Origin of the sequence: Cellulomonas sp. FA1, assembly GCF_000986825.1 — a bacterium.
Lineage (GTDB): Bacteria > Actinomycetota > Actinomycetes > Actinomycetales > Cellulomonadaceae > Cellulomonas > Cellulomonas iranensis.
This window is the reverse complement of record NZ_LBMY01000001.1, coordinates 2,289,061-2,315,243: the sequence shown is the minus strand read 5'-3', so window position 1 is coordinate 2,315,243 and position 26,183 is coordinate 2,289,061. Positions and strand designations below refer to the sequence as shown.

Annotated in this window: 23 protein-coding genes; 15 read left to right on the top strand and 8 right to left on the bottom strand. The window is 74.9% G+C overall.

The features are described 5' to 3' along the window. The first annotated feature begins 64 nt into the window (after nt 1-64). The 9 genes from GY42_RS19670 (at nt 65) to idi (ending at nt 5,953) form a co-directional block, all read left to right on the top strand. Nucleotides 65-175 (top strand): class III lanthipeptide, encoded by a 111-nt coding sequence (locus GY42_RS19670; protein WP_201775266.1) that lies wholly within the window; start codon nt 65-67, stop codon nt 173-175. 306 nt (nt 176-481) lie between these two features. Beyond that, the gene (locus tag GY42_RS19665; RefSeq protein WP_201775265.1) at nt 482-601 is read left to right on the top strand and encodes a class III lanthipeptide; all 120 of its coding nucleotides are present in this window, start codon (nt 482-484) and stop codon (nt 599-601) included. Between the two features lie 29 nt (nt 602-630). Then, on the top strand, nt 631-765 hold the full coding sequence (locus GY42_RS20030; protein ID WP_264158699.1) for a hypothetical protein: 135 nt from the start codon (nt 631-633) through the stop codon (nt 763-765). 85 nt (nt 766-850) lie between these two features. Further along, nucleotides 851-2,623, top strand: coding sequence for an ABC transporter ATP-binding protein (locus GY42_RS10415; protein ID WP_052748312.1), 1,773 nt, complete (start codon nt 851-853; stop codon nt 2,621-2,623). Next, nucleotides 2,620-3,369 carry an ABC transporter ATP-binding protein gene (locus tag GY42_RS10410; protein WP_236686764.1) on the top strand — a complete coding sequence of 250 codons (750 nt, stop codon included), beginning with the start codon at nt 2,620-2,622 and terminating at the stop codon, nt 3,367-3,369. Before GY42_RS10415 ends, GY42_RS10410 begins: the two co-directional genes overlap by 4 nt. Next, nucleotides 3,363-4,241, top strand: coding sequence for a hypothetical protein (locus GY42_RS10405; protein WP_046529277.1), 879 nt, complete (start codon nt 3,363-3,365; stop codon nt 4,239-4,241). The genes GY42_RS10410 and GY42_RS10405 overlap by 7 nt, the downstream gene beginning before the upstream one ends. 14 nt (nt 4,242-4,255) lie before the next feature. Continuing rightward, nucleotides 4,256-4,618 (top strand): ArsR/SmtB family transcription factor, encoded by a 363-nt coding sequence (locus GY42_RS10400; RefSeq protein ID WP_046529276.1) that lies wholly within the window; start codon nt 4,256-4,258, stop codon nt 4,616-4,618. Continuing rightward, the gene (locus tag GY42_RS10395; protein ID WP_046529275.1) at nt 4,615-5,334 is read left to right on the top strand and encodes a hypothetical protein; all 720 of its coding nucleotides are present in this window, start codon (nt 4,615-4,617) and stop codon (nt 5,332-5,334) included. Before GY42_RS10400 ends, GY42_RS10395 begins: the two co-directional genes overlap by 4 nt. Before the next feature lie 100 nt (nt 5,335-5,434). After that, nucleotides 5,435-5,953 (top strand): isopentenyl-diphosphate Delta-isomerase, encoded by a 519-nt coding sequence (gene idi, locus GY42_RS10390; RefSeq protein ID WP_052748540.1) that lies wholly within the window; start codon nt 5,435-5,437, stop codon nt 5,951-5,953. A 167-nt stretch (nt 5,954-6,120) separates the two neighbouring features. Here idi and GY42_RS10385 read toward each other — a convergent pair whose 3' ends face one another. Beyond that, nucleotides 6,121-7,368 carry a hypothetical protein gene (locus GY42_RS10385; protein WP_046529274.1) on the bottom strand — a complete coding sequence of 416 codons (1,248 nt, stop codon included), beginning with the start codon at nt 7,366-7,368 and terminating at the stop codon, nt 6,121-6,123. Between the two features lie 382 nt (nt 7,369-7,750). Here GY42_RS10385 and GY42_RS10380 point away from each other — a divergent pair, with 382 nt between their 5' ends. The 5 genes from GY42_RS10380 (at nt 7,751) to GY42_RS10360 (ending at nt 13,860) form a co-directional block, all read left to right on the top strand. Continuing rightward, a complete protein-coding gene (locus GY42_RS10380) occupies nt 7,751-8,860 on the top strand; it encodes a LacI family DNA-binding transcriptional regulator (RefSeq protein ID WP_233421175.1) in 1,110 nt (369 codons plus the stop codon). A gap of 220 nt (nt 8,861-9,080) precedes the next feature. After that, a complete protein-coding gene (locus GY42_RS10375) occupies nt 9,081-10,073 on the top strand; it encodes an ABC transporter substrate-binding protein (RefSeq protein WP_082131470.1) in 993 nt (330 codons plus the stop codon). Nucleotides 10,074-10,151: 78 nt separating this feature from the next. Further along, complete coding sequence (locus GY42_RS10370; protein ID WP_046529273.1) at nt 10,152-11,690, top strand: sugar ABC transporter ATP-binding protein; 1,539 nt, start codon at nt 10,152-10,154, stop codon at nt 11,688-11,690. Beyond that, nucleotides 11,687-12,814: an ABC transporter permease gene (locus tag GY42_RS10365; RefSeq protein WP_082131469.1), complete on the top strand. Its 1,128-nt coding sequence runs from the start codon at nt 11,687-11,689 to the stop codon at nt 12,812-12,814. The genes GY42_RS10370 and GY42_RS10365 overlap by 4 nt, the downstream gene beginning before the upstream one ends. After that, nucleotides 12,811-13,860, top strand: a complete 1,050-nt coding sequence (locus tag GY42_RS10360) for an ABC transporter permease subunit (protein WP_175578560.1) — start codon at nt 12,811-12,813, stop codon at nt 13,858-13,860. Before GY42_RS10365 ends, GY42_RS10360 begins: the two co-directional genes overlap by 4 nt. Before the next feature lie 76 nt (nt 13,861-13,936). Here GY42_RS10360 and GY42_RS10355 read toward each other — a convergent pair whose 3' ends face one another. Both GY42_RS10355 and GY42_RS10350 read right to left on the bottom strand, forming a co-directional pair. Further along, nucleotides 13,937-16,315 (bottom strand): YhgE/Pip domain-containing protein, encoded by a 2,379-nt coding sequence (locus tag GY42_RS10355; RefSeq protein WP_046529272.1) that lies wholly within the window; start codon nt 16,313-16,315, stop codon nt 13,937-13,939. A 20-nt stretch (nt 16,316-16,335) separates the two neighbouring features. Continuing rightward, nucleotides 16,336-19,137 (bottom strand): MMPL family transporter, encoded by a 2,802-nt coding sequence (locus tag GY42_RS10350; protein ID WP_046529271.1) that lies wholly within the window; start codon nt 19,135-19,137, stop codon nt 16,336-16,338. A gap of 193 nt (nt 19,138-19,330) precedes the next feature. Here GY42_RS10350 and GY42_RS10345 point away from each other — a divergent pair, with 193 nt between their 5' ends. Next, nucleotides 19,331-19,999, top strand: a complete 669-nt coding sequence (locus GY42_RS10345; RefSeq protein WP_052748311.1) for a TetR/AcrR family transcriptional regulator — start codon at nt 19,331-19,333, stop codon at nt 19,997-19,999. Nucleotides 20,000-20,069: 70 nt separating this feature from the next. Here GY42_RS10345 and GY42_RS10340 read toward each other — a convergent pair whose 3' ends face one another. The 5 genes from GY42_RS10340 to GY42_RS10320 all read right to left on the bottom strand — a co-directional run bounded on the left by GY42_RS10340 (nt 20,070) and on the right by GY42_RS10320 (nt 26,165). Further along, on the bottom strand, nt 20,070-21,029 hold the full coding sequence (locus GY42_RS10340; protein ID WP_046529270.1) for a glycoside hydrolase family 43 protein: 960 nt from the start codon (nt 21,027-21,029) through the stop codon (nt 20,070-20,072). A 105-nt stretch (nt 21,030-21,134) separates the two neighbouring features. Continuing rightward, a complete protein-coding gene (gene arfA, locus GY42_RS10335) occupies nt 21,135-22,673 on the bottom strand; it encodes an arabinosylfuranosidase ArfA (RefSeq protein WP_046529269.1) in 1,539 nt (512 codons plus the stop codon). 240 nt (nt 22,674-22,913) lie between these two features. Then, the gene (locus GY42_RS10330) at nt 22,914-24,083 is read right to left on the bottom strand and encodes a PrsW family intramembrane metalloprotease (RefSeq protein ID WP_046530823.1); all 1,170 of its coding nucleotides are present in this window, start codon (nt 24,081-24,083) and stop codon (nt 22,914-22,916) included. Between the two features lie 83 nt (nt 24,084-24,166). Then, nucleotides 24,167-25,387 (bottom strand): alanine racemase, encoded by a 1,221-nt coding sequence (alr, locus tag GY42_RS10325; RefSeq protein WP_082131467.1) that lies wholly within the window; start codon nt 25,385-25,387, stop codon nt 24,167-24,169. Next, entirely contained in the window at nt 25,374-26,165 is a 792-nt protein-coding gene (locus GY42_RS10320) for a YggS family pyridoxal phosphate-dependent enzyme (protein ID WP_046529268.1), read from the bottom strand. Before GY42_RS10320 ends, alr begins: the two co-directional genes overlap by 14 nt. Nucleotides 26,166-26,183: the final 18 nt, after the last annotated feature.

Here is a 26,183-nt window from a genome sequence, read left to right as displayed (position 1 = left end):
CTGGTTCCTGTGCTGACCGACCGACGACGCGGCCCCGGCCGTGCGACCACGAGGGAGACGAGACATGTACGTGCTCGACCTGCAGACGCTGTCCTCCGACGAGGGCACGACGCGCGCCCCCAGCGCCAACAGCTGGGTCTTCTGCTTCAGCACCGGCAGCATCTTCGGCTGCTGACCGGACCGACGAGAACCAGGGAGTCACGGTGAGCTACATCCTCGACCTGCAGCAGCAGGGCACCGACCGCGCCGAGGCGCGGTGGATCAGCAGCTGGAGCCTCATCGGCTGCGCCAGCACCCTCAGCGTCGGCGCCTGCTGACGATGGGCTTCGTCCTCGGCCTCCAGAGCCGGACCACAGAGCGGGAGGACGCCAGGATCCCCAGCGTGCTCAGCCACAGCATGTGCGCGAGCACGCTGAGCCTCCTCTTCTGCTGACGCCGCGCGGCGGGACGGCCGAGGCGCGAGACGACGAGGAGGTGAGACATGAGCTACGTGCTCGAGCTGCAGAAGTTCGGTGACGGCCCCGACGAGGGAGCCCGCACCATCGGCAGCACCATCAGCATCGCGCTGTGCGGCAGCACCATCAGCGCCTTCTGGTGCTGACCCCCTGGACCACCGAGAGAGGACAAGAGATGAACTTCGTGCTGAACCTGCAGGAGGCGGCCCCGGCGGAGCCGACCGACGCGGACCGCTGCAGCCTCCTGAGCTTCGCGAGCTGCTTCGTGTGCTCGTTGAGCGTCGCGAGCGTCGCGCTCTGCCTCGGCTGACGCGCTGAGGACGGTCGCACCGTCCGCCCGGAATGCGGACGGTGCGACCGGGCCAACGATCCTAGTTCCCGTTCAGAGGTGGCACATGACCAACGTCCAGGCCCCGTCCGACGTGCCCGCGCAGGGCCGCGCCGACGTCCCGTACGCGCTGCTGTGGCGCGTCGTCCGTCCGCGTCGCGCCGACTTCGCGGTCGCGCTCGTCCTCTCGCTGCTCGTGGCCGTCCTCACGGTCGTGCAGCCCCGTTACGTCCAGCGCGCCGTCGAGTCCCTCGTGCAGGGCGTGCCGGCGTCCGGCGCGCTCGTCTGGCTCGCGGGCGTCACGCTGCTCGCCGCGATCGCGTCGGGCTTCCAGGTGTACATGACCCAGCGGGCCGCCGAGGGGTGTGCGCGCGACCTGCGCGAGCGGGTCGTCGACCGGCTCATGCGGGTGACGGTCGAGGCGCACGACCGCGCGAACTCCGCGGACCTGCTGTCGAGGGCCGTGTCGGACACCGCACTCGTCAAGACGTCGATCTCGGGTGGGCTGCTGCCCGTGCTGGGCGCGGGAGTCACCCTCGTCGGCATCGTCGTGTTCATGGTCGTGCTCGACCCGATGCTCGTCGGGATCACCCTCGCCGTCGTCGTGGTCGCGTGCGTGCTGGTCGTGCTCGTGGGCCGCACGGCACGCGAGACGTCGATCGAGATGCAGGACCGCACGGGCGCGTTCGCGGCGGCGACCGAGCGTGCGCTCGCGGGGATCCGCACGGTCAAGGCGTTCAACGCCGAGGAGGTGGAGGCGGCGGCGGTGCGCGGCCACTCGCGCCGGATCTGGGCCGCCAGCATGCGTCTCGCGCGGCTCGTCGCGCTGGTCCAGCCCACCGTGAACCTGTGCATGCAGGCCGCGCTCGTGGTCGTGGTGGTCGCCGGCGCGGCCCGCGTGGCGGGCGGCCACCTCAGCTTGGGCGGGCTGCTCGCCTACACGATGTACATGGTCCTCATGGTGATGCCGGTCTCGCAGCTCAGCCAGGCCTTCACGCAGCTGCAGGTCGGCCGGGGCGCGCTCGCGCGGCTCGACGAGATCGACCGGATGGAGACGGAACCCGCCCTGCGTGACGGCCGCGCGAGCGCCGTCGCCGCGTCCGACGTGCCTCGGCTCGAGATGCGCGGCGTCAGCCTCGCCTACGAGCCAGGTCGCGAGGTGCTGCGCGACGTGTGGTTCGCGGTCGGGCGCGGTCAGAAGGTTGCGGTCGTCGGCCGGTCGGGCGCGGGCAAGTCGTCGCTCGTCGAGCTCGTGGAGGGATTCTACGAGCCTGATGCGGGCGTCGTGCTCGTGGACGGCGCGCCGCTCGACGAGCACGGCCGCGCCGCGGCGCGCTCGCGCATGGTGCACGTGCCGCAGGACCCGGCGGTCCTCACGGGGACGCTGCGCGAGAACCTCGTCCTCGGCCGGGGCGACGTGCCGGACGCCGACCTCCTGGACACGTTGGCTCGGGTCGGGCTGGAGGAGCTCGCCCGGCGTTCGGACGCGGGGCTCGACGTCGACCTCGGCCAGGCGGGCATCGCCCTGTCGGGCGGCCAGCGGCAACGACTCGCGTGGGCGCGGGTCCTGCTGTCCGACGCCGACCTCGTGCTGCTCGACGAGCCCACGTCGAACCTCGACCTGGGGACCGAGGCCCTCATGGTCGACCTCCTCGAGGAGCACGGGCGCGGGCGGACCGTCATCACGATCACCCACCGGCCCGACGTCGCGCGATCGGCGGATCTCGTGCTCGTCGTCGACGACGGGCACGTGCACGTGCACCCCTCGGCGGAGGCCGCCCGGGCGGCGCACCCGGGACTCGTCGGGCTCGTCGACACGCGCTCGGGAGCGGCGGCGTGAACGTGGGTGCGGAGGCGCTCGCGGTGCGGGGTCTCGTGAAGTCGTACGGCCGGACGCGCGTGCTCGACGGCGTGACGTTCGTGGTGCCCGAGGGATCGGTGGTCGGGCTGCTCGGCCCGAACGGCTCCGGCAAGTCGACGACCGTGCGGATCCTGCTCGGCCTGGCCCGTGCGGACGAGGGGACGGCGACGGTGCAGGGCCGGCCGTACCGCCGTCTTGCCGCACCGGGGCGCGTCGTGGGTGCGACGGGGGAGGAGCTCGGCCTGCACCCGCGGCACACCGCGCACGAGCATCTGGCGATCCTCGCGGCGGGGCTGCGCGTGCCCGACGTGCGGTGCGACGCCGTGCTGGAGCAGGTCGGCCTGGCAGGTGTGGGGCGCCGTCGGCTGGGCACCTACTCGCTGGGCATGCGCCAGCGGCTCGGGATCGCCGGTGCGCTGCTCGGGGAGCCGCGCGTCCTGCTGCTCGACGAGCCGGCGAACGGTCTCGACCCGGAGGGTGTCGTCTGGCTGCGGGGACTGCTGCGCGCGTTCGTCGCGCGCGGCGGCTCGGTGCTGGTGACGAGCCACCAGCTGGCCGAGCTCGAGCGCGTCGTCGACGCGCTCGTGGTCCTCGAGCGGGGCAGGGTCGCGGCGGCCGGGACGCTCACGGAGCTCGTCGGGGACGGCACGCTCGAGGACTTCTACCTCGACGTGCGGCGGCGGGCCGCGGTGACGGTCGGCGACGAGGGGGCGGACGGGTGCTGAGGTCGGAGTGGCGACGGGTCCGGGCGTCGCGCGCGGCGCGCGCGGCGGCGTGGGTCGCGGGGGTCGTCCTCGTGGGGCAGGCGGCGTTCCTCGTGGCGCTGCGGCCGCTCGTGGACGCGCTGGTCGGACTGAACGACGTGGTCCCGAACGCGACGCAGGCGGATCGGATGGATCCGGCCCAGCTCGCGGCGCTGGGGCTGGACAACCCGCCGATGCAGCTCGCGACGCTGGACGTCACGGGGTCGGCGGGCGGTGGTCTCGCGATCGCGGGGGTGCTGGCGGCCGTGGCCGCGGCCCTCGTGGTGGGCAACGAGTTCCGTCGCGGCTCGATCGTCGCGTCGGCGCTGCTCGAGCCGCGACGGGAGCGGGTCCTGGCGGCGAAGGTGGCGGCGTGGGTGCTGCCCGTGGCGACGGCGATGGTCGCGCTCGCGGTGGTCCGTGCGGGCCTCCTGGCGCTCGGTGTCGCGTGGCAGGGGGCGACGGTCCGGTTCGCGGTGCCCGCGGCGCTCGGGGTCACGGCCCGGGGCGTGCTCGCGGTCGTGATGCTCGCGGTCGTGGGCGTGGGGGTGGCGATGGCGGTGCGCTCGGCGGGTGTCGCGGTCGCGGTCCTCGCGGGTGTCGCGGTCCTGGAGTCGAGCCTGCGGCCACTTCTGTCGTTCCTGGTGGACGGCCCCACCCTCGCGGACCTGCTGCCCTACGGGTTGGTCGGGCAGGCGGTGGCGCTCCCGGCCCCGGGCGGTCTGACGGTGGGCGGCGCTGACGGGGGGCTCTCCCCGGTCCTCGCGCTCGGCGTGCTCGGCGCCTGGACCGTGGGGGCGCTGGGGCTCGGCTGGTGGCGGTGGAGCCGTTCGGACGTGTCGGCGCGGACCTGAGGTACTATTTCGGTGTGACGCGAAATAACGAAGGACGGGCGGGTGGCGTGTTCGACGCGCTCGCGCACCCGACGCGTCGCGAGATCCTGCGCTACCTGCGCACGCGCGACTATGTGCGGGCCGGGGCGCTCGGCGACGCGCTCGGCGTCGTGCCGTCGACGCTCTCCGGGCACCTGCGGGTGCTGCGCGACGCCGGACTCGTCGAGTCCCGGCGTCGCGGCACCGAGATCCAGTACCGCGTGCAGCTCACGCTGCTCGACGAGGCGATCCTCCTGCTGCAGGGTCTTCGGTCCGGCACCCACGACCCGGCAGGCCCGGCCGCCGATGCCGCACCCACCGACGCCGCACCCACCGCACCGCCCGAGGAGGCGCCATGACCAGCACGTCAGGTGAGCCCGCACCACCCGTCTGGTCGTGGCACGGTCCGGGCGCCGCCATCACGGCCGCGGCCGTCCTCGCGATGGTCGTCGCGTCGATCCTCGCGTGGCCCGACATGGCGGCCGAGGTCGTCACGCGCGAGGCCGCGGGCCGGCACGGCGCGAGCGTCGTCCCGCGCGGGGTCAGTGCGGTCCTGCTGCCCGCGACCGCTTCGCTGCTCGCCGCCCTGTTCGCGCTCGGGCCGTGGGTCGAGCACCACCTCGGCTCGCTCACGCCGGCGCTGCAGGAGCGGTCGCCCGAGCGGGTGCGTCGCGTGCTCGGGTGGACGTCCGCAGGGCTCTCCGTCGTCCTGCTCGTCGTGCACCTCGGCGTGCTGTCCCTCTACACGGGGCACGACTTCCGCTGGGAGCAGGCCGTCGGCGCCGCCGTCGGCGTCCTGCTCGTCGTGCTGGGCGGCGTGCTGCCGCTCGCCGCCCCCGGCGGCCGCTTCTCCTCGCGCCGTGCGGAGGCGTTCCGGGCCGCGCAGGGCCCGGCCTACCGCGACGCGGGCGTCGTCGTCGCGATCACCGGGGTGGCCACGGTGGTGTGCGCGTTCGCGGCACCCGCCGCGGCCGTCGTGGTCGCGGTCGGGGGTGTCCTGTTCGGGTTCGGCCTCGTCGCGGTCCGCGCCGCGCTCGCCGCGGTGCGCTCTCCCGGCGGCCGCACGGGCGCCTGACCCGCCGGTCCGACTTGCACCTCTCCCGCGGAACGGGGACGGTGGCGCCGGGCCGCAGCGCGCGGCGACCCGCCGCGGCGGGTGGACGAAGGTGGTGCCGGTGGCGGAGACGGACCTGGTCGAGCTGGTCGACGAGCACGGCACGGCCGGCGGGCGCACGACGGTCGCGGACGCGCACGCCGCGCCGGGTCGGCTGCACCGCGCGTTCTCGGTGCTCGTGACGCGACCCGACGGCGCGCTGCTGCTGCAGCGTCGAGCGCACGCCAAGGTGCGGTTCGGCGGGCTGTGGACCAACTCCTGCTGCGGGCACCCCGCGCCCGGCTCCGACCTGCTGACCAGCGCGACCACGCGCGTCCGCGACGAGCTGGGCGTCGCCCTGGTCGACGCGCACGAGGTCGGCACGTTCGTGTACCGCGCACCCGACGCCGGGTCGGGCCACGTCGAGTGGGAGCACGACCACGTGGTGGTCGGGCGCGTCGAGGGCGAGCTGGCGCCCGACCCCGACGAGGTCGTCGAGACCGCGTGGGTCACACCCGCACAGGCGCGGGCCCTGGTCGCCGCGGGTGAGGTCACGCCGTGGTTCGCCGACGTCCTGCGGGTCGCCGCCGCGGCGTCCTGACCACGCGTCGTCGTCATCCGCACGGCCCGTCCGCACGGATCGCCGCGCCGAGTGCGGTAGATCCCCGCCGAGTGCGCCACTCGTTCCACCCGCGCTCGGTGGCGAAGTACCGCGCTCGACGGTGAGGGCCGTGCCCGGCAGTAGCGGGGCCGCGGGGCGGTCGGGCGTCAGGCGGGCGGGGCGGCGACCGTCCACCACGTCGACGCGTCGGGGGTGAACGTCGTCGTCGGGCCTTCGCGGGTGCCGGCGAGCAGGGCGCCCGTCGCCGCGTGGACCAGCCGGACGCGGGAGCCCTCGCGCCACGCGCCACCGCCGTCGACGACGACGGTCCAGCGCGCGATCGCGCCCTCGCCGCGGTCGGCGTGGGCGGCAGCCTCGTCGTGGGGCATGCCTGTGCGCTGGTCGTGCCCGCCGAGCGCGTCCACGTCGTCGTCTCCCCGTCGTGCGTCCGCGTCGTCGTCCTCGCCCGTGAGCGCGGGCTCCGCGTCGACGACGGTCAGGCGCTGGCCGTCCTCGGCCGTGGCCGCACCGGCCCGCGACGCCGCGGAGACCGGCGGGGCCGTGAGCAGGTGCCCGGCGGCACCGTCGACGGGCGGGGCCACGCGGAGGTGCACCGCGTCGCCGTCGGTGAGCGCCCGCGCCGTGCCGTCCGCGAGCGTGGGCACCCACGGCGAGCCGGTCGAGGCGGCCGTCGCGAGGGCGGGCCGGTCGCCGTCGACGACGAGCAGCAGCCCCGTCGCGACGTGCACGAGCCCGACCGGCGCCCCCGCCCGCACGGCCGCACGCGGACGGCGCGAGGCGCTCGGCAGCGGCGGCGGCGTGCGCGGTGCGTACGCGTGCCGGAAGAACCCGCGCCACAGCCGGCCGTTGCTCGCGCGCCACCCGTCGGAGGCCTCGACGAGCGTCACGGCGCGCCCCGGCGAGTTCGGGTCGTGGAGGGTCAGCGTGACCGCGTCGCCGTCGCGCGTGAAGCCCGTCGCGACGACCTGGTGGTTGTCGCCCGCGCGCAGCAGCGACCGCGCCACGACCATGCCCAGCACGACCGGCCGCCCCTGCGCGAGGGCGCGCAGCACGCCGGGCAGCTCGCGCCGCGTGCGCGTGCGGACGCCCGCGAGCGGGCCGAGGTCCGCGTCGGGCAGCACCGACCACGTGAGGAAGCGCAGCGCCGACGGCGTGCGGAACGAGTCGAGCTGCCGCCGCGCGAGGTGGTCCGCGACCACGTGACCGTCCGGCGGGACCCGGTCCGGCGCGAACAGGTGGGGGTCCCACGCGGGCACGTCGCGCCCGGCGAGCGCGTGGTCGAGCACCGAGTACGCCATGCCGCCGCAGCGCCCCGCCGTCGCGACCCGCGTGCCGGTCGGCAGCGTCGCGAGCACGTTGACGAACCCGTTGGCGAACGCGTACCCCTCGACCACGTCGTCACCTCCCGACCGCACCCGCCCACCCTGCCACCGGGGACGGGTGGCGGCGCGACGGCCCGGGGCCGGGTGCGCCCGCGCGCCGACGGGCGACGGTCGGGCCGGTCGCGGGGGGCCGGTGGATGCGTCGACGACCCCTCCGCGGCGCCCGGGCCCGGATGCGGGCCTCGCGTGCCGTCGACGTGCCGCTCGTGCGGCCGTCGTCGACGGTCGCACCCCGCGGTGGCGGCGGGTGAAGCGGGGTCGTCGCGACGGCCGCGCGAGCCCGACGGGCGCCGCGCGGTCTACTGTGCACTGACGCGTACACCCGGCGTGCGCGTCTGCCTGGTTTCGGAGGTGGCCCGGTGCGCGGTGCTCGTGCGCTCCCCGGAGGTGCGGCGTGAGCGCGCGCCCCCGGCCCCCTGCCATCACCGACGTCGCGACCGCGGCGGGGGTGTCGTACCAGACCGTCTCGCGCGTCATCAACGACCACCCGAACGTCGCGACCGAGACGCGCGAGCGCGTGCTCGACGCGATGCAGCGGCTCGGCTACCGCCGCAACATCGCCGCGCGGTCGCTCAAGACCCGGCGCTCGGGCGTGTTCGGCGTCGTGTCGTCGGGCTCGCACCTGTTCGGGCCGACGCGCACGTTGCTCGCGATCGAGCAGGCGGCGCGGTCGAAGGGCCTCTTCGTGTCGCTCGCGACCGTCGACCTGCAGCACAAGGACGAGGTCGCCGCCGCGATCGAGCACCTGCTGGACCAGGGTGTCGACGGCATCGTCGTCGTCGCGTCGCACGACCAGGCGGCGGCCGCGGTGCTCGAGGCGCGCGCCGACGTGCCGGTCGTCGTCGCGGGGCGCGTGGGGCCCGAGCACACGCTCGCGGTCGCGATCGACCAGGAGGCGGGGGCGAAGGTCGCGACGCAGCACCTGCTGGACCTGGGGCACCGCGACGTGCTGCACCTGGCGGGCCCGGCGCCGTGGGTCGACGCGCGCGCCCGTGCGGTGGGGTTCCGCGAGACCATGGCCGCGGCCGGGCTCGCGCCGCGCACGCTGTGGGCCGACGACTGGAGCGCCGAGGTCGGGTACCTCGCCGGGCGCGAGCTCGTGGACCGCGTGCGGCGGCTGCGCACGACGCTGCCGACGGCGGTGTTCGCCGCGAACGACCTGCTCGCGCTGGGCATGATCCACGCGCTGGCCGACGCGCGCGTGCGCGTGCCGGACGACGTGTCGGTGGTCGGGTACGACGACGGCGACGGGTCGGCGCACTTCGTGCCGCCGTTGACGACGGTCGCGCAGGAGCTCGACGAGCTGGGGTACCGGTGCGTCGAGCTGCTGCTCGCGGCGCGCGACGGCGTGGCGACGTCGACGGCGGTCGCGGTGTCGCCGCGGCTGCTGGTGCGCGAGAGCACGGCCCCGCCGCGCGACCCCGCGCGCGTGGTGCTGCCGCCCGTGCGCGGCGCGGTGGCCGTCACGGCGCCCGAGCCGGCGCAGCGCGGTGCCGACGGCTGATCGGCGCAGGTCAGGACGGTCGTCCGACCCGACCCCGCATGTGATCGCTCACATCCCATGACCCGTGCGGGCGTCCAGCGCCGTGGCCTGCGACGACACCCGTGACCGAAACGCAACACGAACGCGTTGACGGAACCTGTTGAGAACGTTCACACTCGTCCCGTCACACACCCGGACGGGCCGTCGAGGACGACGGCCACGCTGCTCGAGGAGGAGCTGCATGAAGGGCAACACGCGTACGCGCACCGCGATCGCCGGTGCCGTCTCGGCGATCACGATCCTGGCCCTCGCCGCCTGCGGCGGCGGCGACACCGACGCCGGCGGCGACTCCGGCAGCTCGGGCGGCAGCTCGGGCGACACCATCCGCGTCGGCTTCTCGCAGCTCGGCGCCGAGTCGGGCTGGCGCACCGCCAACACCGAGTCGGTCAAGGCCAGCCTCACGAAGGACGCGGGCTTCGACCTCACGTTCGTCGACGCGCAGCAGAAGCAGGAGAACCAGATCAAGGCGCTGCGCGACTTCGTCGCGCAGGACGTCGACGTCATCGCGTTCTCCCCGGTCATCGAGACCGGCTGGGACGAGGTCCTGCAGGAGATCAAGGACTCCGGCATCCCGGTCGTGCTCGTCGACCGCACGGTCGACACGACCGTCGACGACCCGTACGTCACGTGGATCGGCGCCGACTTCAAGCAGGAGGGCACCACCGCCGGCGAGTGGGTCAAGGAGAACGCGCCCGACGCCAAGATCTTCGAGCTCCAGGGCACGCTCGGCTCGGGCGCGCAGGTCGACCGCGAGGCCGGCTTCGGCGAGGTCGTCGGCGACCAGATCATCGGCAAGGCGTCCGGCAACTTCACGCGCGCCGAGGGCAAGACGGCCGTCGAGGCGGCCCTGCAGGCCTACCCCGACATGACGATGATCTTCACGCACAACGACGACATGGGCCTCGGCGCCATCGAGGCGATCGAGGCCGCGGGCAAGGTCCCCGGCAAGGACATCCAGATCGTGTCCGTCGACGGCGTCCGGGACGGCCTGCAGGCCCTCGTGGACAAGAAGTTCAACTACGTGGTCGAGTGCAACCCCGTGTTCGGGGACCAGCTCGCCGACCTCATCAAGAAGGTCGCCGACGGCGAGGACGTGCCGAAGGAGACCATCGTGATCGACAAGGCGTTCGACCAGACGATCACGCAGGCCGACGTGGACGCCCGCGCCTACTGACGCCCGCAGCACCGGCCCGGGCGGGGGACACCACCCGCCCGGGCCGGGCCCGTGCAGGCCCGCGCAGGAAGGACACCGATGTCCGCAGCACCCCCCGCACCCGTCGTGCAGATGACCGGGATCTCGATCGCGTTCCCCGGCGTCAAGGCGCTCGACGACGTCGCGTTCCGGCTTTTCCCGGGCGAGGTCCACGCCCTCATGGGCGAGAACGGCGCCGGCAAGTCGACGCTCATCAAGGCGCTCACGGGCGTCTACCAGATCGACTCCGGGCGCATCGAGGTCGACGGCCACGAGGTCCGCCTCGACGGCCCGAGCCAGGCGCAGGCCGCCGGGATCTCCACGGTCTACCAGGAGGTCAACCTCTGCGCGAACCTCACGGTGGCCGAGAACGTCATGCTCGGCCACGAGGTGCGCCACGGGCCGTTCATCGACTGGCGCGCGACGCGCCGCAAGGCTGCCGAGTACCTGCGCCGCCTGCACCTCGACGTCGACCCGCGCTCGATGCTGTCGTCGCACACCATCGCGGTGCAGCAGCTGTGCGCGATCGCGCGCGCGCTCGTCGTCGACGCCAAGGTGCTCGTGCTCGACGAGCCCACGTCGAGCCTCGACAACGCCGAGGTCGCCGAGCTGTTCCGCGTCGTGCGCAGCCTCAAGGACGACGGCGTCGCGGTGCTGTTCGTCTCGCACTTCCTCGACCAGATCTACGAGATCTCCGACCGCATCACGGTGCTGCGCAACGGGCGCCTCGTCGGCGAGCACAGGGTGGCCGACCTGCCGCGCCGCGACCTCATCGCCGCGATGATCGGCAAGTCGGGCGACGCGCTCGCCGGCATCGAGGAGAAGGCGCGCTCGACCATCACGATCCACTCCGACCGCGAGACGCCGTTCCTCACGGCCGTCGGCCTGGGCAAGAACGGCTCGGTGCAGCCGTTCGACGTCGACCTGTACGCGGGCGAGATCCTCGGCGTCGCGGGCCTGCTCGGGTCCGGCCGCACCGAGCTCGCGCGGCTGCTGTCCGGCGCCGACCGCCCCGACACGGGCGACGTGCGCGTGCAGAGCGCCCTGACCCGACTGACGTCGCCGCTCGCGGCGCTCGCGCGCGGCATCGCGTACTCGACCGAGGACCGCAAGAAGGAGGGCATCGTCGGGGACCTCACGGTCCGCGAGAACATCGCGCTGGCGATGCAGGCCCGCCGCGGCACGTGGCGGCGCATCCCGCGGCGCCAGCTCGACGACGTCGTCGCGCGGTACATCACCGCGCTGCAGATCAGCCCGCCCCACCCGAACGCGCTGATCCGCAACCTGTCGGGCGGCAACCAGCAGAAGGTGCTGCTCGCGCGGTGGCTCGCCACGGCGCCGCGCCTGCTGATCCTCGACGAGCCGACGCGCGGCATCGACGTCGGCGCCAAGGCCGAGATCCAGAAGCTCGTCACCGAGCTCGCGCAGGACGGCATGTCCGTCGTCTTCATCTCCTCCGAGCTCGAGGAGGTGCTGCGGCTCAGCCAGCGGCTCGTCGTCATGCGGGACCGTCAGAAGGTCGACGAGCTCGTCAACACCGACGACGTCACGACCGCCACCATCCTCGAGACGATCGCCGAGAGCGGAGCACGCGCATGAGCCCGACCACGGCCCCCGGCCAGCGCGCCGCCGGACCCGCCCGCGGGTCGCGCGGCGCCGACGTCTGGCGCGAGGTCACCCACCACGGCCTGTTCTGGCCGCTGCTCGCGCTCGTGCTGCTGATCCTGGCGTGCGGCGTCGCGAGCCCCGGCTTCCTCGACGTCACGGTCCGCGACGGGCACCTGTTCGGGCAGCTCGTCGACCTCATGCGCAACAGCGCGACGCCGCTGCTGCTCGCGCTCGGCATGTGCCTCGTCATCGCGACGGGCGGCATCGACCTGTCCGTCGGCGCGGTCATGGCGATCGCGCTCGCGGTGTCGCTCACCTACCTCGACAACGCCGCCGACCCGTCGGCGCCCGGCACCGTGCTGACCGCGGTGCTGCTGGGGCTCGCGGTCGGCGGGCTGGGCGGGATGTTCAACGGCGCGATGGTCGCCGGGCTCGGCATCCAGCCGTTCATCGCGACGATGATCCTCATGGTCGCCGGGCGCGGCATCGCGATGCTCATCACGCAGGGGCAGATCACGACCGTCACGAGCCCGCCGTTCAAGTCGATCGGCTCCGGGTTCGTGCTCGGAATCCCGACGCCCGTCGTCATCGCGGTCGTCACGTTCGGGCTCGTCGTGCTGCTGGTGCGGCGCACCGCCCTCGGGATGTTCCTCGAGTCGATCGGCATCAACCGCGAGGCGAGCCGCCTCGCGGGCGTCCGGTCGCGACGCACCACGTGGACCGTCTACGTCATCGCGGGCGTCCTCGCGGGGCTCGCGGGCCTCGTGTACGGCGCACCGACCATGGCGGCCGACGCCAACAACATCGGCCTCATGAAGGAGCTCGACGCGATCATGGTCGTCGTGCTCGGCGGCACCAAGCTCGACGGCGGCCGGTTCTACCTCGGCGGGCTGCTGGTCGGCGCGATGCTGCTCAGCACGCTCGAGCGGGCCGTCATCATCTTCCAGCTGCCGTCGCAGACCACGCCGCTGTTCAAGGCGATCGTGCTCATCGCGGTCTGCGTCGCGGCGTCGCCGACGCTGCGCGCGACGCTGCGCGGGCGACGACGCGCCGACCGGTCGGACGCCCCGGCCGCCCCCGTCGAGACGACGCCCGCCCAGGAGGTGACGGCATGAGCACCGACGAGATGGTCCGCACCGACCGGCCCGCCGGCACGGTCGTGCACCGCGCGCGCCGCGCGCTGAGCGGGTTCGACCGCCGGTTCCTGCCCGTGCTCGGCACGGTCCTCACGCTCGCGATCATGCTGGGCGTGGGGCAGGAGCGGTACTCCACCGAGCGCGTCGACTTCATCAGCATGAAGCTGCTGTCGAACCTGCTCGTCGACAACTCCTACCTGCTGGTGCTCGCCGTCGGCATGACGTTCGTGATCCTCACCGGCGGCATCGACCTGTCCGTCGGTGCGGTCGTCGCGCTCGTCGGCCTGTCGATCGCGGAGATGTTCACCGCGGGGCTGCCGCTCGTGGTCGTGCTGCCCGTGGCCGTGCTCATCGGCACGGCGTGCGGCGTGCTCATCGGCGTCATGGTGCAGGTGTTCGACATCCAACCGTTCATCGCGTCGCTCGCGGTCATGTTCCTCGCGCGCGGCCTCGCGAACGTCATCAGCGTCAACTCCCTCAAGATCGACGACGCCGAGTTCTCCGGCCTGGCCGCGTGGAGCCTGAAGTTCGGCGAGGGGCGCGAGCTGTGGCGCATCAACGCGAGCATCCTCGTGGCGCTCGCGGTGCTGTTCATCGCGTTCCTCGTGCTGCACTACACGCGGTTCGGCCGGTCGGTGTACGGCCTGGGCGCGGGCGACGGGGGCGCGGCGGTCAACCTCATGGGCCTGCGCCCCGCGCGCACGCGCGTGTGGGTCTACGTCATCTCCGGCACGTGCGCCGGCATCGCCGGCGTCCTGTTCGCGCTCTACACGAAGTCCGGGTTCAACCTCACGGGCATCGGCATGGAGCTCGACGCGATCGCGGCCGTCGTCATCGGCGGGACGCTGCTGTCGGGCGGCGTCGGGTTCGTGCTCGGCACGGGAGCGGGCGTGCTCGTCTACGGGCTCATCCAGGTGCTCATCGCGCGCGAGGGCCTCGACTCGTGGTGGACCCGCGTGTTCATCGGCGTCGTGCTGCTCGCGTTCGTCGTGCTGCAGCGCGTGCTGGCGGTCCGGCGCCGCTGAGGGGCCGCGCCCGGACGTGCGACGCGCCGGCACCCGCGAGGGGTGCCGGCGCGTCGTGCCGTGCGGGGTTCGCGGGTCAGGCGTAGGCCGCGACCACCCGGGCGCCCGACGCGCTGCGGGCGCGGGCCACCGCGGCCGTGCTCGCCAGCACGCTGCCGACCGCCCACAGCGCGAGCGCCACGACCGCACCGGCGACCGACGCGCTCGACTCGCCGAGCGCGCCGCCCAGCGCGTCGGCGACCGCACCGACCGGCAGCCAGCCCACCGACGTCGCGACCCAGGACGGGACGGTCGCCGCGAGACCCGCGACGAGGAACCCGAACCCGGCCACCAGCGCGATGCCACGCCCCACCGTGCCGAACCACGCGGCGAGCGCCTGGTGGAACGCCGCGAGCGTGACGGCGGCGAGGCCGCCGAGCCCGGCGAGCGCGAGCGTCCGCCCGACCCCCTGACCCGTGATCGCCCCCGCCAGCGCACCGGTCGCGACGCCCGCGACCAGCGCGACCGCGGCCGGGACGCCGAGCGCGCTCAGCGCGAGCGCGAGCGCGGGACGCGTCGAGCCGGCGGCGCGCGCCGGCAGCGGCCGGAACGCGAGGAACAGCACGAGCGCACCGACCCACAGCGCGACCGCGACGAGGGTCGACACGCGGCCCAGCGGTGCCGTGACCGTCGAGGACGGCGCCGCGACGGGCGCCGTCACGACCTGCGCGAGGGTCGCGCGCTCGTCCTCGGGTGTCGTCGGCAGCTGGTCGACCGCCTGCGTGAGGCCCGAGCCGAGCGTCGCCGAGCCGTCGGCGAGCTGCCCCGCACCCGCGTCGGTCTGCCGTACGCCGTCGGCGAGCTGCGCGCTGCCGTCGGCGAGCTGGTCGGCGCCGCCGCCGAGCTGAGCGACACCCGCCGCGAGCTGCGACGTGCCGCCCTGCAGCTGCGACGCCCCCGACGCGAGACCGGACGCGCCGGACGCGAGGCCGGACGTGCCGGTCGCGAGCTGGTCCAGGCCGCCCGCGAGCTGGTCGGCGCCGGTGGCGAGCCGGCGTGCCCCGCCGTCGAGCTGCGCGGCGCCGTCGGCGAGCTGGCGCAGGCCCGCGACCAGGCCGGGGTTCTGCGGCGTGCCGTCACCCTGGACCGCGAGCTGTGCCCCGTCGGCCACCTGGTCGGCGCCCGCGACGAGCGGGGCCAGCTCCGGCAGGAGCGAGGGGATGACCGCGACCGCGCCCTGCGCGGCGACCAGCTGCTGCTCGAGCTGCGCCCGCTGCGCGAGGAGGTCCGAGCACGGAGGCGTCGTCGCGTCGGGCGCGCACCCGAGGTCGGCGATGAGCCCGTCGACCTGGTCGAGCCCCGCCTGGAGCCGCGGCAGGCCCGCCCGGGCGTCGGCGAGGTTCTTCTCGAGCCCCGCCACGAGCGCGGCCGTGCCGTCGGCGACACCGCGCGTGCCCGCGGCCAGCGCGGGGAGCCCCTGAGCGGGGTCGCCGGCGCCCGCCGAGGTCTGCGCGAGCCCCGCGGCGAGCTGCCCGGTCCCGGTCGTGAGGTCCTGCGCACCCTGGGCGAGCTGTCGCGCCCCGGCCGCCGACTGCCCGGCGCCGTCGGCGAGCTGCGCCGCGCCGCCCGCGAGCTGGCGTGCGCCGCCCGCGAGCTGGGCGGTCCCGCCGACCAGCTGGTTCGCACCGCCGCCGAGCTGGTGCACGCCGTCGGCGAGCTGCGTCGCGCCGCCCGCGAGACCGTCGGCGCCCGTGGCGAGCTGCCCCGTGCCGTCGGCGAGCTGCCGCGTGCCGTCCGCGAGCTGCGTCGCGCCGTCCGCGGCCTGGCCGAGCTGGTCCTTGAGCGTCGAGAACCCGACGAGCACGTTCTCGACGTACGTCGTGGTGAGCTGCTCGCCGAGCACGCGCGTCGCGGCGGTCGCGACCGCGTTGGCGACGACCTGGTCGACGGCGGTCGCCGAGTCGGGCGTCGTGACCTGGACCGTCGCCTGCTGCGGCGTCGACGCGGGCGTGCCCGTCTCGATGCCGGCCGCCGCGGCCTGCGGTGCCTCGCCCTGCGCGTCCGTGCCCGTGGCACCGGCCGTGGCGTCGTCCGTACCGGCCTCGGCCGACCCGCCGCCCACGGCCGCGGTGAACGACGTCGCCGCGGACGAGAAGTTCTCGGGGATCGTCACGGCCGCGGCGTACGTGCCGTCGGCCAGGCCGGCGGTCGCGTCGTCCTCGTCGGTGACGACCCAGTCGAAGTTCGCGCTCACGTCGTCGCCCGAGGTGAGGGCGCTCGCGAGCTGACGACCCAGCGGCGTGTACTGCCCCTGGACCGTGACCGGCTGGTCGAGGTTGACGACGGCGGCCTTGACGCGCGGCAGCGCGTCGGCCGGGGCCCACGCGGCCGCGAGCAGCAGCACGACGAGCGCGAGCGGCGCGGCGATCGCGACGACCACGGCCGGCCAGCGGCGGGCGGGGGAGGTGCGGGTCATGACAGGTCCTTCCTGCGCGCTCATGCGAGGGCGCCGGCGGAGGGCGCGAGCGTGGTCACGGGGGTGCCGTCGGGCAGCAGGTCGTCGGCGGGCTGCGGGCCGACCGTGCCGAGCACGAGGGTCGTGCCGCCGGTCGCCGCGTCGGCGAGCAGCGCGGCGACGCGGCGTCGTTCGCGCACGTCGGTGACGACGTCGGTGCGGTCGACCGCGAGCACCGTCGGTCCCTCGGCGACAGCGGCGGCGAGCGCGTCGACGCCCTCGGTGCGCAGGTCGACGTACCCCGCGCGGCGGCGGACCGCCGCGGCGCGGACCGGCAGCAGGTAGCCCGCGACCTTGAGGTCGCCCGCCGCGGGCTCGAGCCGCCCGGTGACGGTGAGCAGCAGCGCGGCCAGGCGCGCCGGGTCCTCGGCGTGCACGACGAGCGCGTCGCCGCGCCGCACGTCGAGCTGCACGAGGTCGGCGCCGTCGGCCACGGCCAGGCGCAGGTCGCGCGCCGCGACGACCACGTCGTCCGACCCGGGCCACCCGCGCATGGTGATCTCGCGGTGCAGCGACTCGCCCTCGACGTCGAACGACGGCAGCGCGCGCTCGAGGCTCTTCGGCATCCACCAGGCCTTGTCGCCGAGCAGCTGCAGCACGGCGGGCACGAGGGTCATGCGGACGACGAACGCGTCGACCGCCACGCCGACCGCGAGCCCGAGCGCGATGGGCTTGATGTTGATGTCGCCCTCGGGGACGAACGCGAAGAAGACGGCGACCATGATGACGGCGGCCGCGGTGACGACCTTGGCCGAGCTGACGAAGCCCGTCGCGATCGACGCGCGCGCCTTGCCGGAGTGCACGTAGTCCTCGCGGATGCGGGACACGAGGAAGACCTCGTAGTCCATCGCGAGGCCGAACAGCACGCCCATGAGCACGATCGGCATGAACGAGATGACGGGGCCGAGCCGCGACACGTGCAGCAGGTCGGCGCCGACGCCGTGCTCGAACACGCTCGTGACGACGCCGAACGCGACCGCGACGGACAGCAGGTAGCCGACCGTGGCCTTGAGGGGCACCGCGACCGAGCGGAACACCATCGTCAGCAGCACGAGCGACAGCCCGACCACGAAGACCGCGAACGGCAGCAGGGCCGCGCCGAGCTTGGCCGAGACGTCGATGCCGACGGCCGTGAAGCCGGTGACCGCGAGGTCGAACCCGTACTTCTCCTGGATCTCGGGCCGCAGGTCGCGGATCGCGTTGACCAGGTCGGCGGTCTTCGGGTCCGTCGGGCCCGTGGTGGGGACGACCTGCACGATGCCGGTGTCGATCGACGCGTTGGGCGTCGCGAGCGGCACGCCCTGCACGCCGGGGAGCGCGCGCAGCTCGTCGGCGACGTCCTGCATGAGCTGCAGCGGGTCGTCGCTCGTGACGATGCTGCCGGTGACGACGAGCGGGCCGTTGGCGCCGGGGCCGAAGTGCTCCGAGATGCGGTCGTACGTGACGCGCTGCGAGGACCCGGTGGGCTGCACGCCCGCGTCGGGGAGCGCGAGGCGCAGGTCGAGCGCGGGGAACGCCAGCGCGGCCATGGCGCCGACGGTCACGACGACGGTGATCCACGGCTTGGCGGTCGCGAGCCGCACCCAGCCGGCGAAGAACCGGTTGTGCTGCGCGGGCAGGTCCCACTCGTCGTCGCCGTGCGGGGCGGGGTCGGAGGCGTCGGCGGGGGTGGCAGCGGGTGCCGCGTCGCGCCCGGCTGCGGGCTGCGCGGCGGCAGGCTGCGCGGCCGCGTGGCGGCGCGCGCGGCGCGACGGCCGCGGCACGAGGCGCGTGCCGGCGACGCCGAGCATCGCGGGCACGAGCGTGATGGAGATGAGCACCGCGACGCCGACGGCCATCGCCCCGGCGACGCCCATGACGCCGAGGAAGGGGATGCCCGCGACCGACAGGCCGACCAGCGCGATCATGACCGTGAGGCCCGCGAAGATGACGGCGGAGCCGGCGGTGGCGTTGGAGCGTGCCGCGGCCTCGTCCGGTGGCAGGCCGGTCGCGAGCAGCTCGCGGTGGCGCGACACGATGAACAGCGCGTAGTCGATGCCGACCGCGAGCCCGAGCATGAGCGACAGCAGCGGCGTCGTGCTCGTGACCGACGTGAACGCCGCCGCGACCAGCACGAGGATCGTCGAGATGCCGACACCGAGCAGCGCGTTGAGCAGCGGCATGCCGGCGGCGGCGAACGAGCCGAGCGTGAGCAGGAGCACGACGAACGCGACGACGACGCCGAGCGCCTCGGTGATGCTCAGGCCGGGGAACTCCTGCGAGAACAGCTGCCCGCCGATGGTCGCGTCGTACCCGTCGGGCAGGGCGGCCGCGAGGTCGTCGGTGAGCGCCCGCAGCTCGTCCTTGACGTCGGCGCCGATCGCGACGCCCTCGCCGCGCAGCGACAGGACCATGATCGCGGCCTCGCCGTCGTCGCTCGTCTCGGACGCCCCGGGCGTCGTCGTGTCGAACGGCGAGACGGCGGACGTGACGCCCTGGACGTCGGCGAACCGCTGCGCGGCGTCGTCGACGGCGGCGACCACCGCGGGGTCGTCGACCTGGCCGCCGTCGGTGCCCACCACGAGGACCTGCGCGGTGGTGCCCGCCGCCTCGGGGAACGTCGCGGCGAGCCGGTCGAGCGCGGCCTGCGACTCGGTGCCGGGGATCGTCACGGAGTTGTCGAGCTTGCCGCCGAGCAGCACGGCGCCTGCGCCGAGCAGGACCAGCACGGCCAGCCAGGCGCCGATGACGGCACGGCGGCGCGCGTACGCGGCGCGGCCGAGGCGGTAGAGCGCAGAGGACACGGCTGCTCCAGGGTCGGTGGGTGCGGGGGAGGACGGCGGCGTCCGGCGACGCGGCGCACGAGATGCGACGCGCTTCGATACGAGACTGTATGCGATACGGGGCCGTATGCGATACACGGCTGTATCCAAGCGCTAGGATCGACGCCGGACCTGTGAGAGCCCGACGACCCCACGACGCCCCGGGAGGTGGCCCATGACCGACGCACCCGTCGACGTCGCCGCCGACCCGGCCGTGTCGCGCCGCCGTCAGCACACCCGCGAGCGCCTGCTCGACGCCGCGTTCGGCCTGTTCGCGGAGGAGGGCGTCGACGCGACGTCCATCGAGGCCGTGTGCGAGCGCGCGGGCTTCACGCGCGGCGCGTTCTACTCCAACTTCGAGAGCAAGCACGAGCTGCTGCTCGCGCTCGCGGCCCGCGAGCACCGCCGCCGCATCGCCGAGCTGCGCGACGCGCTCGCGGTCGCGCAGGCCACGTGCGCCGCGGGTGCCGAGCTCGACCTGCAGGACATCTCGTCGTTCCTCGAGATCCTGCTAGAGCGCATCTCGCACGACCGCCGGTGGCGCGTCATCAACGCCGAGCTCACGCTGCTCGCGATGCGGCACCCCGAGATCGCGCGCCGGCACCACGACCTCGACCGGCAGATGTCGGACGAGGTCGCCGACGAGATCGAGCTGCTCATGCCACGCCTCGGCCGTCGCCTCGTGCTGCCCGCCCGCCAGCTGCTGCGGCTGCTCGCGGCCGGCTACATGGCGGACCTCGAGGCCGCCGACCTGTCGGCCGACCCCGAGCCCGCGGCCCGCGCGCGCGCCGACGCGGCCGCGTGGCTGCCGATCGTCGCGGACCGGCTGACCGAGCCCCTCTGACCCCGCGGGCCGTCCGTCGTCTTCCAGGCTCGGCGTGCCCTGCGCGGGCCGAGGGGCGCGCCGCCGGGCGTCAGGGCGGGTAGGCCGCCGCCAGCGCCGCGTGCCGTGCGCGCGTGAGCGGGACCACGACGCCGTGCTTGGTGTCGGGCGGCAGGCAGAACCCCGGCACCTCGCGCCAGTCGCCCGACGCGAGGTCGTCGGTGCGCAGCGCGAGGTAGCCCTGCGGCCGCACCGAGTACTGGTCGACCCACAGGTACCACGTGCCGTCGCGGTGGTCGCGGAAGACCAGCGGCGCCTCGACGTGCGCGTACCGGTCGTCGGCGAGCCGCGCGGCGACGACCTCGAAGTCGTCGGCGTCGAGCGCCGAGCCCGCCTCGTGGAACAGCCTGAGCGACCCGGGCGCGTCGGCGTCCTGCTTGGAGAAGCGGTGCACGCGCCCGTCGGGCGCGAGCGCGGCGGGCACCACGGTCGTGTCGATGACGCCCGTGCCGTGGTCGATGAGCACGCGCGCGGGGGTGACGGTCCGGAAGTCGTGCGTGCGGGCCACGAGCACGCGCGGGTACGACGCCGCGGCGTGGTGCACGTCGTCCGGCGGGTACAGCGACGACGAGAACGTCACCGCGAACTCGCGCGTCGCCGGGTCGTACGTCGCCTCGGGCGCCCACGCCATGCCCGCCTCGGGCGGCGCGACCTCGAGCAGCCACGGCTCCGACCAGCGCACGAGGTCGGTCGAGCGCCACACCACGAGGCTGCGGCTGCCGTGCCGGGTCCACGCGTCCCACCCCGCGTCGTCGCCGCCGTAGATGCGCAGGTCCGTCGCGAGCAGGAACCACTCGCCGTCGCCCGCGACGAGGTGCGGGTCGCGCACGCCCGTGGTGCCCAGCGTCGACGTCAGGACGGGGCGGCCGCCGTTGGCGCGGTACCAGCGCAGCGGGTCGTCGCCCGCCGAGAGCGAGAAGTAGATGCGCTCGCCGTACCCGTCGGGGTCCTCGACGTGGTGCACCAGCAGGTAGCCGTACGGCTCGTCCACCAGGGCCTCCGGGGTGACTGGATCGCGCTCTCGCGGTTCAAGAGGGGGCGGGCCGCCCTCCCCGGGGTCGGGGAGGGCGGCCGGATCGTCGTCGGACGACCGTGGTCAGACGACCGTCGCGGTGCCCGACAGCGCGGTCCAGGACTCCGGCGCCAGGCGCACGGTCGTGGTGCCGGTCGCGCTCGCGGTCACGGGGGCCGCGTCGAGCGTCGTCACGTGCTCGGCGGCGACCTTCGCGGCGTGCGCGGGGCCGTGCACGGCCGGCTCGTGGTCGGCCGTGACCTGCGTGCCGCCGCCCAGCGTGAGCGCGACGCCGGGGTGGCGCAGCTCGACCTCGACGGCCTCGGCGGTGCGGTTGACGAGGAACACGCCCAGCTCGCCGGCGTCGGGCTCGCCCGCCCACGTGACCGCGGCGGTGACCGTCGGGACGTCGCCGTGGCGCGCCGTCGTGTACGTCGGGGCCTGCACGCGCACGTCGAGCACGTCGCCCTGCGCGAGGCGCGTCGTGGCCGCGAACGGGTGGTAGGTGGGCTGCTTCCACGCCTCGCCGCCCGGCTCGGTCATGATCGGCGCGATGACGTTGACGAGCTGCGCGAGGCACGCGACGGGCACGCGGTCGGCGTGGTTGAGCAGCGTGACCATGAGGTCGCCCAGGACCACGGCGTCGAGGCCCGAGTAGACGTCCTCGATGATGCGCGCGGGCTGGTGCTGCAGCGGCAGGTTCGACTCGCCCGGGAACCGCGTCTCGAGGTACCAGACGTTCCACTCGTCGAACGAGATGGTGATCTGCTTGTCCGAGCGCTTGCGCGCGCCCACCGCGTCGGCCGACGCGACGACGCGGCGGATGAAGCGGTCCATGCTGGTCCCGGAGCCGAGGAACGACGCGCGGTCGCCGTCGTGCTCCTCGTAGTACGCGTGCATCGAGATGTGGTCGACCAGGTCGTACGTGTACGACAGGACGGTCTGCTCCCACTCGCCGAACGTGTCCATGGTCATGGACGACGACCCGCACGCGACGAGCTCGATGGTCGGGTCGACGAGCTTCATGGCCTTGCCGGCCTCGGCGGCGAGCTTGCCGTACTCGTGCGCGTCCTTGTGGCCGATCTGCCACGGGCCGTCCATCTCGTTGCCGAGGCACCACAGCTTGACGCCGTACGGCTCGGTGCGGCCGTTCGCGATGCGCAGGTCGGCCCAGCGCGAGCCGGCGACGCCGTTGCAGTACTCGACGAGCGCCGCGGCCTCGGCGACGCCGCGCGTGCCCAGGTTGACGGCCATCATGGGCTCGATGCCCTCGCGCTCGGCCCACTGCAGGAACTCGTCGGTGCCGATCAGGTTGGGCTCGACCGTGCGCCACGCGAGGTCGATGAACGGCTTGCGCTGCTCGACGGGCCCGACGCCGTCCTCCCACACGTAGTTGGAGACGAAGTTGCCGCCCGGGTAGCGCACCACGGTGACGCCGAGCTCGCGCGTGAGGTCGGCGACGTCGCGACGGAAGCCGTGCTCGTCGGCGGTCGCGTGGTCGGGCTCGTAGATGCCCGTGTAGACCGCGCGGCCGAGGTGCTCGACGAACGAGCCGAAGAGGCGGCGGTCGAGCGTGCCGGTGCGGAAGTCGGGGTGCAGCAGGACGGTGGCGTGCGCGGTCATCGGTGCTCCGGGGTCGGTCCGCGGCGCCGACGCACGGGTGCTCGGGGCGCGCGGGATTTCACAACGTTGTAAACCCGCTCAGCATACCCGCCGCGAACCCGCGTCTGCCGGGACCCTCGCGGCCACGGCCGGCGCGTCGGACCAATGCGTCGGAACTGGTCAGAGAGGTGACCAGTACCGGCGGGTCGCCGCCAAGACGTGACCAGTTCCGCGGCGCCTGCGCGACGGAGACGGGCCGGGTCAGGGGCGGGTCGACGCCGTGAGGACCCGGTGGCGGTCGGTCGTGACCGCCGCGAGGAGGTCCCGTTCCGACTCGGCGTGCCGGCGCAGGTCGGCGCGGCCGGACAGGGCCTGTTGCCGCAGGAACGCGAGCGACGTCGCGTCGCGCTGGAACCGGCGCATCGCGTCCGCCGCGGCCGGACCACCCGTGCGGGACGCCCAGCCGACGGCCGTGCCGCGCCGCGGCAGGGACGCGAGCATCTCGACCTCGTGCGGCGCGAACCACCCGGCGTAGCCGTACTCCGTCAGTCGCCGCCGGATCACCTCGGACTCCTGGCGGCGCAGCCACACCGCGATCCCCACGACTCCCGCGAACAGGGGCACCTGCACCACGGCGAACACCACGAGGTACGCGTCGCCCGCGGCGAGGTTCGTCGCGTTCCACAGCCCGTGACCCACCATCGCGCCGAGCAGGCCGAGCGGGAACAGCCACCACGCGGCCCCCCGGTGCCGCGAGCGTGCCGCCATCCCCAGGGCCGCACCCGTGCACGCCGTGAACAGCAGGTGCGCGAACGGCGTGGCGAGGCCGCGCATGACGAACGTGCCCGCGAGCGCCTCGCCCGCGCTGCCGAAGTAGAGGACGTTCTCGGTGAACGCGAAGCCCGCCGCGACGACGCCCGCGTACACGATCCCGTCCACGACGCCGTCGAAGTAGCGCCGCCGCGCCAGGAACAGCACGAGCACGCCCGCGCCCTTGGCGGCCTCCTCGACGATCGGCGCCGACACCAGCGCGGCCGCACCGGCGCCGGCCTGCAGGTCGCCCGTCGCGCTCGCGACCGTCCACAGCGTCAGGTCGTTGACGACGAGCGACACGAGCACCGCGACGCCCGCGCCCCACAGCAGCCCGAACGCGAGCGCGCCGAGCGGCTCGGGCTCCCAGCGGTCGAGCCACCGGATGCCGGCCAGCACCACCGCGAGCGGCACGAGCGCGAGCACGGTCCCGACGACCCCCGCCGCGACGCCGACCTCCACGAGCACGAGCCCGAGCGCGGCCAGCGCCGCGACCGCGAGCAGCGCGCCGGCCAGCAGGGCCAGCACGTCACGGGTCGTGGTGCTGCGCCGCGGGGGCACCCACTGCGGCGGGACCGCCCCGGGCGGTGCGGCCGGGCGCGCGGGGTCGTCGAGGCTCACGCGCACACCCTAGGGGCGGCGCGGTGCGCGCGGCTCGGCGTGTGCGGGGCCCGCCGCCCGTGGCGACGCTGCCGACGATGCGCTCACGGCGCGTCGTCGTCCCGGTAGGTGCGCGGGACCGCGGCGGCGACACGACTCACGACCTCGTAGGGGATGGTCCCGGCGCTCGCGGCCCAGTGCGCGGCCGTGGGGACGCCGCCCGCCCCGGGCGGGCCGAAGAGCGTCACGACGTCCCCGGGGGCGTCGCCGGCCCCGGGCCCGAGGTCGACGACGAGCTGGTCCATGCAGATCCGCCCGACGACCGGGGCCGCGCGGCCGCCGACGTGCACGCGGGCCGGCCCGCGACCGTCGGTGGACGCGTGGCGCGGCACGCCGTCGGCGTAGCCGAGCGGCACGAGCCCCAGCACCGTGCGGCGCGTGGTCCGGTGCTCGCTGCCGTACGACACCGGGGTCCCGGCCGGCACCGGGCGCACCGCCGCGAGGCGGCTGCGCAGCGTCATGGCGGGCGTCAGCATGCTCGCGCGCGGGTCGCCGGGCGGCAGCGGCGACAGGCCGTAGACGGCGAGGCCCGGGCGCACGAGGTCGTAGTGCAGGCGCGGGTCCGTGAGCGTGCCCGCCGACGCGGCGACGTGCCGCAGCGGGACCTCGATCCCCACGCCTCGCAGCACGTCGGTCGCGTCCTCGAACCGCGCGACCTGGTCGTGGGTCGCGGGGTGCCCTGGGGTGTCCGCGCACGCGAGGTGCGTCCACAGGCCGACGACCTCGACGTGACCGGCTGCGGCCAGGGACGCGGCGCGGCGGGCGAGCGACGCGAGCTGGTCCGCGCCGACGCCGTTGCGGCCCATGCCCGTGTCGACCTTGAGGTGGACGCGCGCGACCCTGCCGGTGTCCCGCGCGGCGGCGGCGACCTCCTCGAGCGCCCACGGTGCGCCCACGGACACGTCGACCTCGGCGGCGAGCAGGCGCGCGAAGGGGGCGCCGGGGGTGTGCAGCCAGGTCAGGACGTGGGCGTCGGCGGGGCGCAGCTCGGTGCGCAGGAGCAACGCGTCGGACGCCCGGGCGACGCCGAACCACGTGGTGCCCGCGGCGAGCGCGGCGCGGGCGACGGGGAGCAGGCCGTGCCCGTAGGCGTCGGCCTTGAGGACTGCCATGACCTGGGCTCGGCCGGCCGCGGTACCCAGGACGCGCAGGTTGTGGCGGATCGCTGCGAGGTCGACGACGGCTGCCGACTCCGGCTCGTCGTCGCCGGTCGGCGGGGTCGTGCTCGGGGTCCGGGTCGTGGTCGCGACGTCAGCGGCGGTCACGTGTCGCCTCCGGCCAGTACACGCTGTCGGGGACGGCCCGGGCGCCGAAGATCGCCTGCCCCACGCGCACGCACGTGGCACCCTCCTCGACGGCGATCTCGTAGTCGCCCGACATGCCCATGGACAGCTCGCCCGGGCCGATCAGGTCGGGGTCGGTGTCCCGTGCGCGGTCCCGCAGGGTCCGCAGCAGCGCGAAGCACTCGCGGACCCGCGCGGGGTCGTCGCTCAGGACGGCCAGCGTCATGAGGCCACGCACCCGCAGGCGCGGGTAGGCGGGCAGCGCGGCGAGGAACGCGGGCAGCTCCTCGGGCGGCAAGCCGAACTTCGAGTCCTCGGCCGACGTGTTGACCTGGACGTGGACGTCGAGCGTGCGGTCGGCGGCCGCGAGCCGCCGGTCGAGGGCCTCGGCGACGCGCAGCCGGTCGAGGGCCTGGAGCTCGGACGCCCAGGCGGCGACCTCGCGCGCCTTGTTGGTCTGCAGGTGGCCGATCACGGACCAGCGGACGTCGAGGTCCGCGAGGGCGTGGCGCTTGCGCGCGGCCTCCTGGACCTTGTTCTCGCCGAGCTCGCGGCACCCCGCCTGCACGGCGAGTCGGAGGCGGTCCTCGGGGACGGTCTTGCTGACGGGCAGCAGCCGGACCTCGTCGGGGGACCGCCCGGCGCGCTCGGCGGCGGCGGTGATCCGGGACCGCACGTGGGCGACGGCGCGGACGAAGTCGCCGACGTCGTGCGCCGTGGGGTAACGCTCGGCGGCGGTCACCGGAACGACGTTTGGCATAGGTCAAACGCTAACATA

Bases quoted from the DNA above. Each gene is read 5' to 3' on its own strand.
- GY42_RS19670 (WP_201775266.1), top strand. From the start codon at position 65: ATGTACGTGCTCGACCTGCAGACGCTGTCCTCCGACGAGGGCACGACG.
- GY42_RS19665 (WP_201775265.1), top strand. From the start codon at position 482: ATGAGCTACGTGCTCGAGCTGCAGAAGTTCGGTGACGGCCCCGACGAG.
- GY42_RS20030 (WP_264158699.1), top strand. From the start codon at position 631: ATGAACTTCGTGCTGAACCTGCAGGAGGCGGCCCCGGCGGAGCCGACC.
- GY42_RS10415 (WP_052748312.1), top strand. From the start codon at position 851: ATGACCAACGTCCAGGCCCCGTCCGACGTGCCCGCGCAGGGCCGCGCC.
- GY42_RS10395 (WP_046529275.1), top strand. From the start codon at position 4,615: ATGACCAGCACGTCAGGTGAGCCCGCACCACCCGTCTGGTCGTGGCAC.
- GY42_RS10375 (WP_082131470.1), top strand. From the start codon at position 9,081: ATGAAGGGCAACACGCGTACGCGCACCGCGATCGCCGGTGCCGTCTCG.
- GY42_RS10370 (WP_046529273.1), top strand. From the start codon at position 10,152: ATGTCCGCAGCACCCCCCGCACCCGTCGTGCAGATGACCGGGATCTCG.
- GY42_RS10365 (WP_082131469.1), top strand. From the start codon at position 11,687: ATGAGCCCGACCACGGCCCCCGGCCAGCGCGCCGCCGGACCCGCCCGC.
- GY42_RS10360 (WP_175578560.1), top strand. From the start codon at position 12,811: ATGAGCACCGACGAGATGGTCCGCACCGACCGGCCCGCCGGCACGGTC.
- GY42_RS10355 (WP_046529272.1), bottom strand. From the start codon at position 16,315: ATGACCCGCACCTCCCCCGCCCGCCGCTGGCCGGCCGTGGTCGTCGCG.
- GY42_RS10345 (WP_052748311.1), top strand. From the start codon at position 19,331: ATGACCGACGCACCCGTCGACGTCGCCGCCGACCCGGCCGTGTCGCGC.
- arfA (WP_046529269.1), bottom strand. From the start codon at position 22,673: ATGACCGCGCACGCCACCGTCCTGCTGCACCCCGACTTCCGCACCGGC.
- GY42_RS10320 (WP_046529268.1), bottom strand. From the start codon at position 26,165: ATGCCAAACGTCGTTCCGGTGACCGCCGCCGAGCGTTACCCCACGGCG.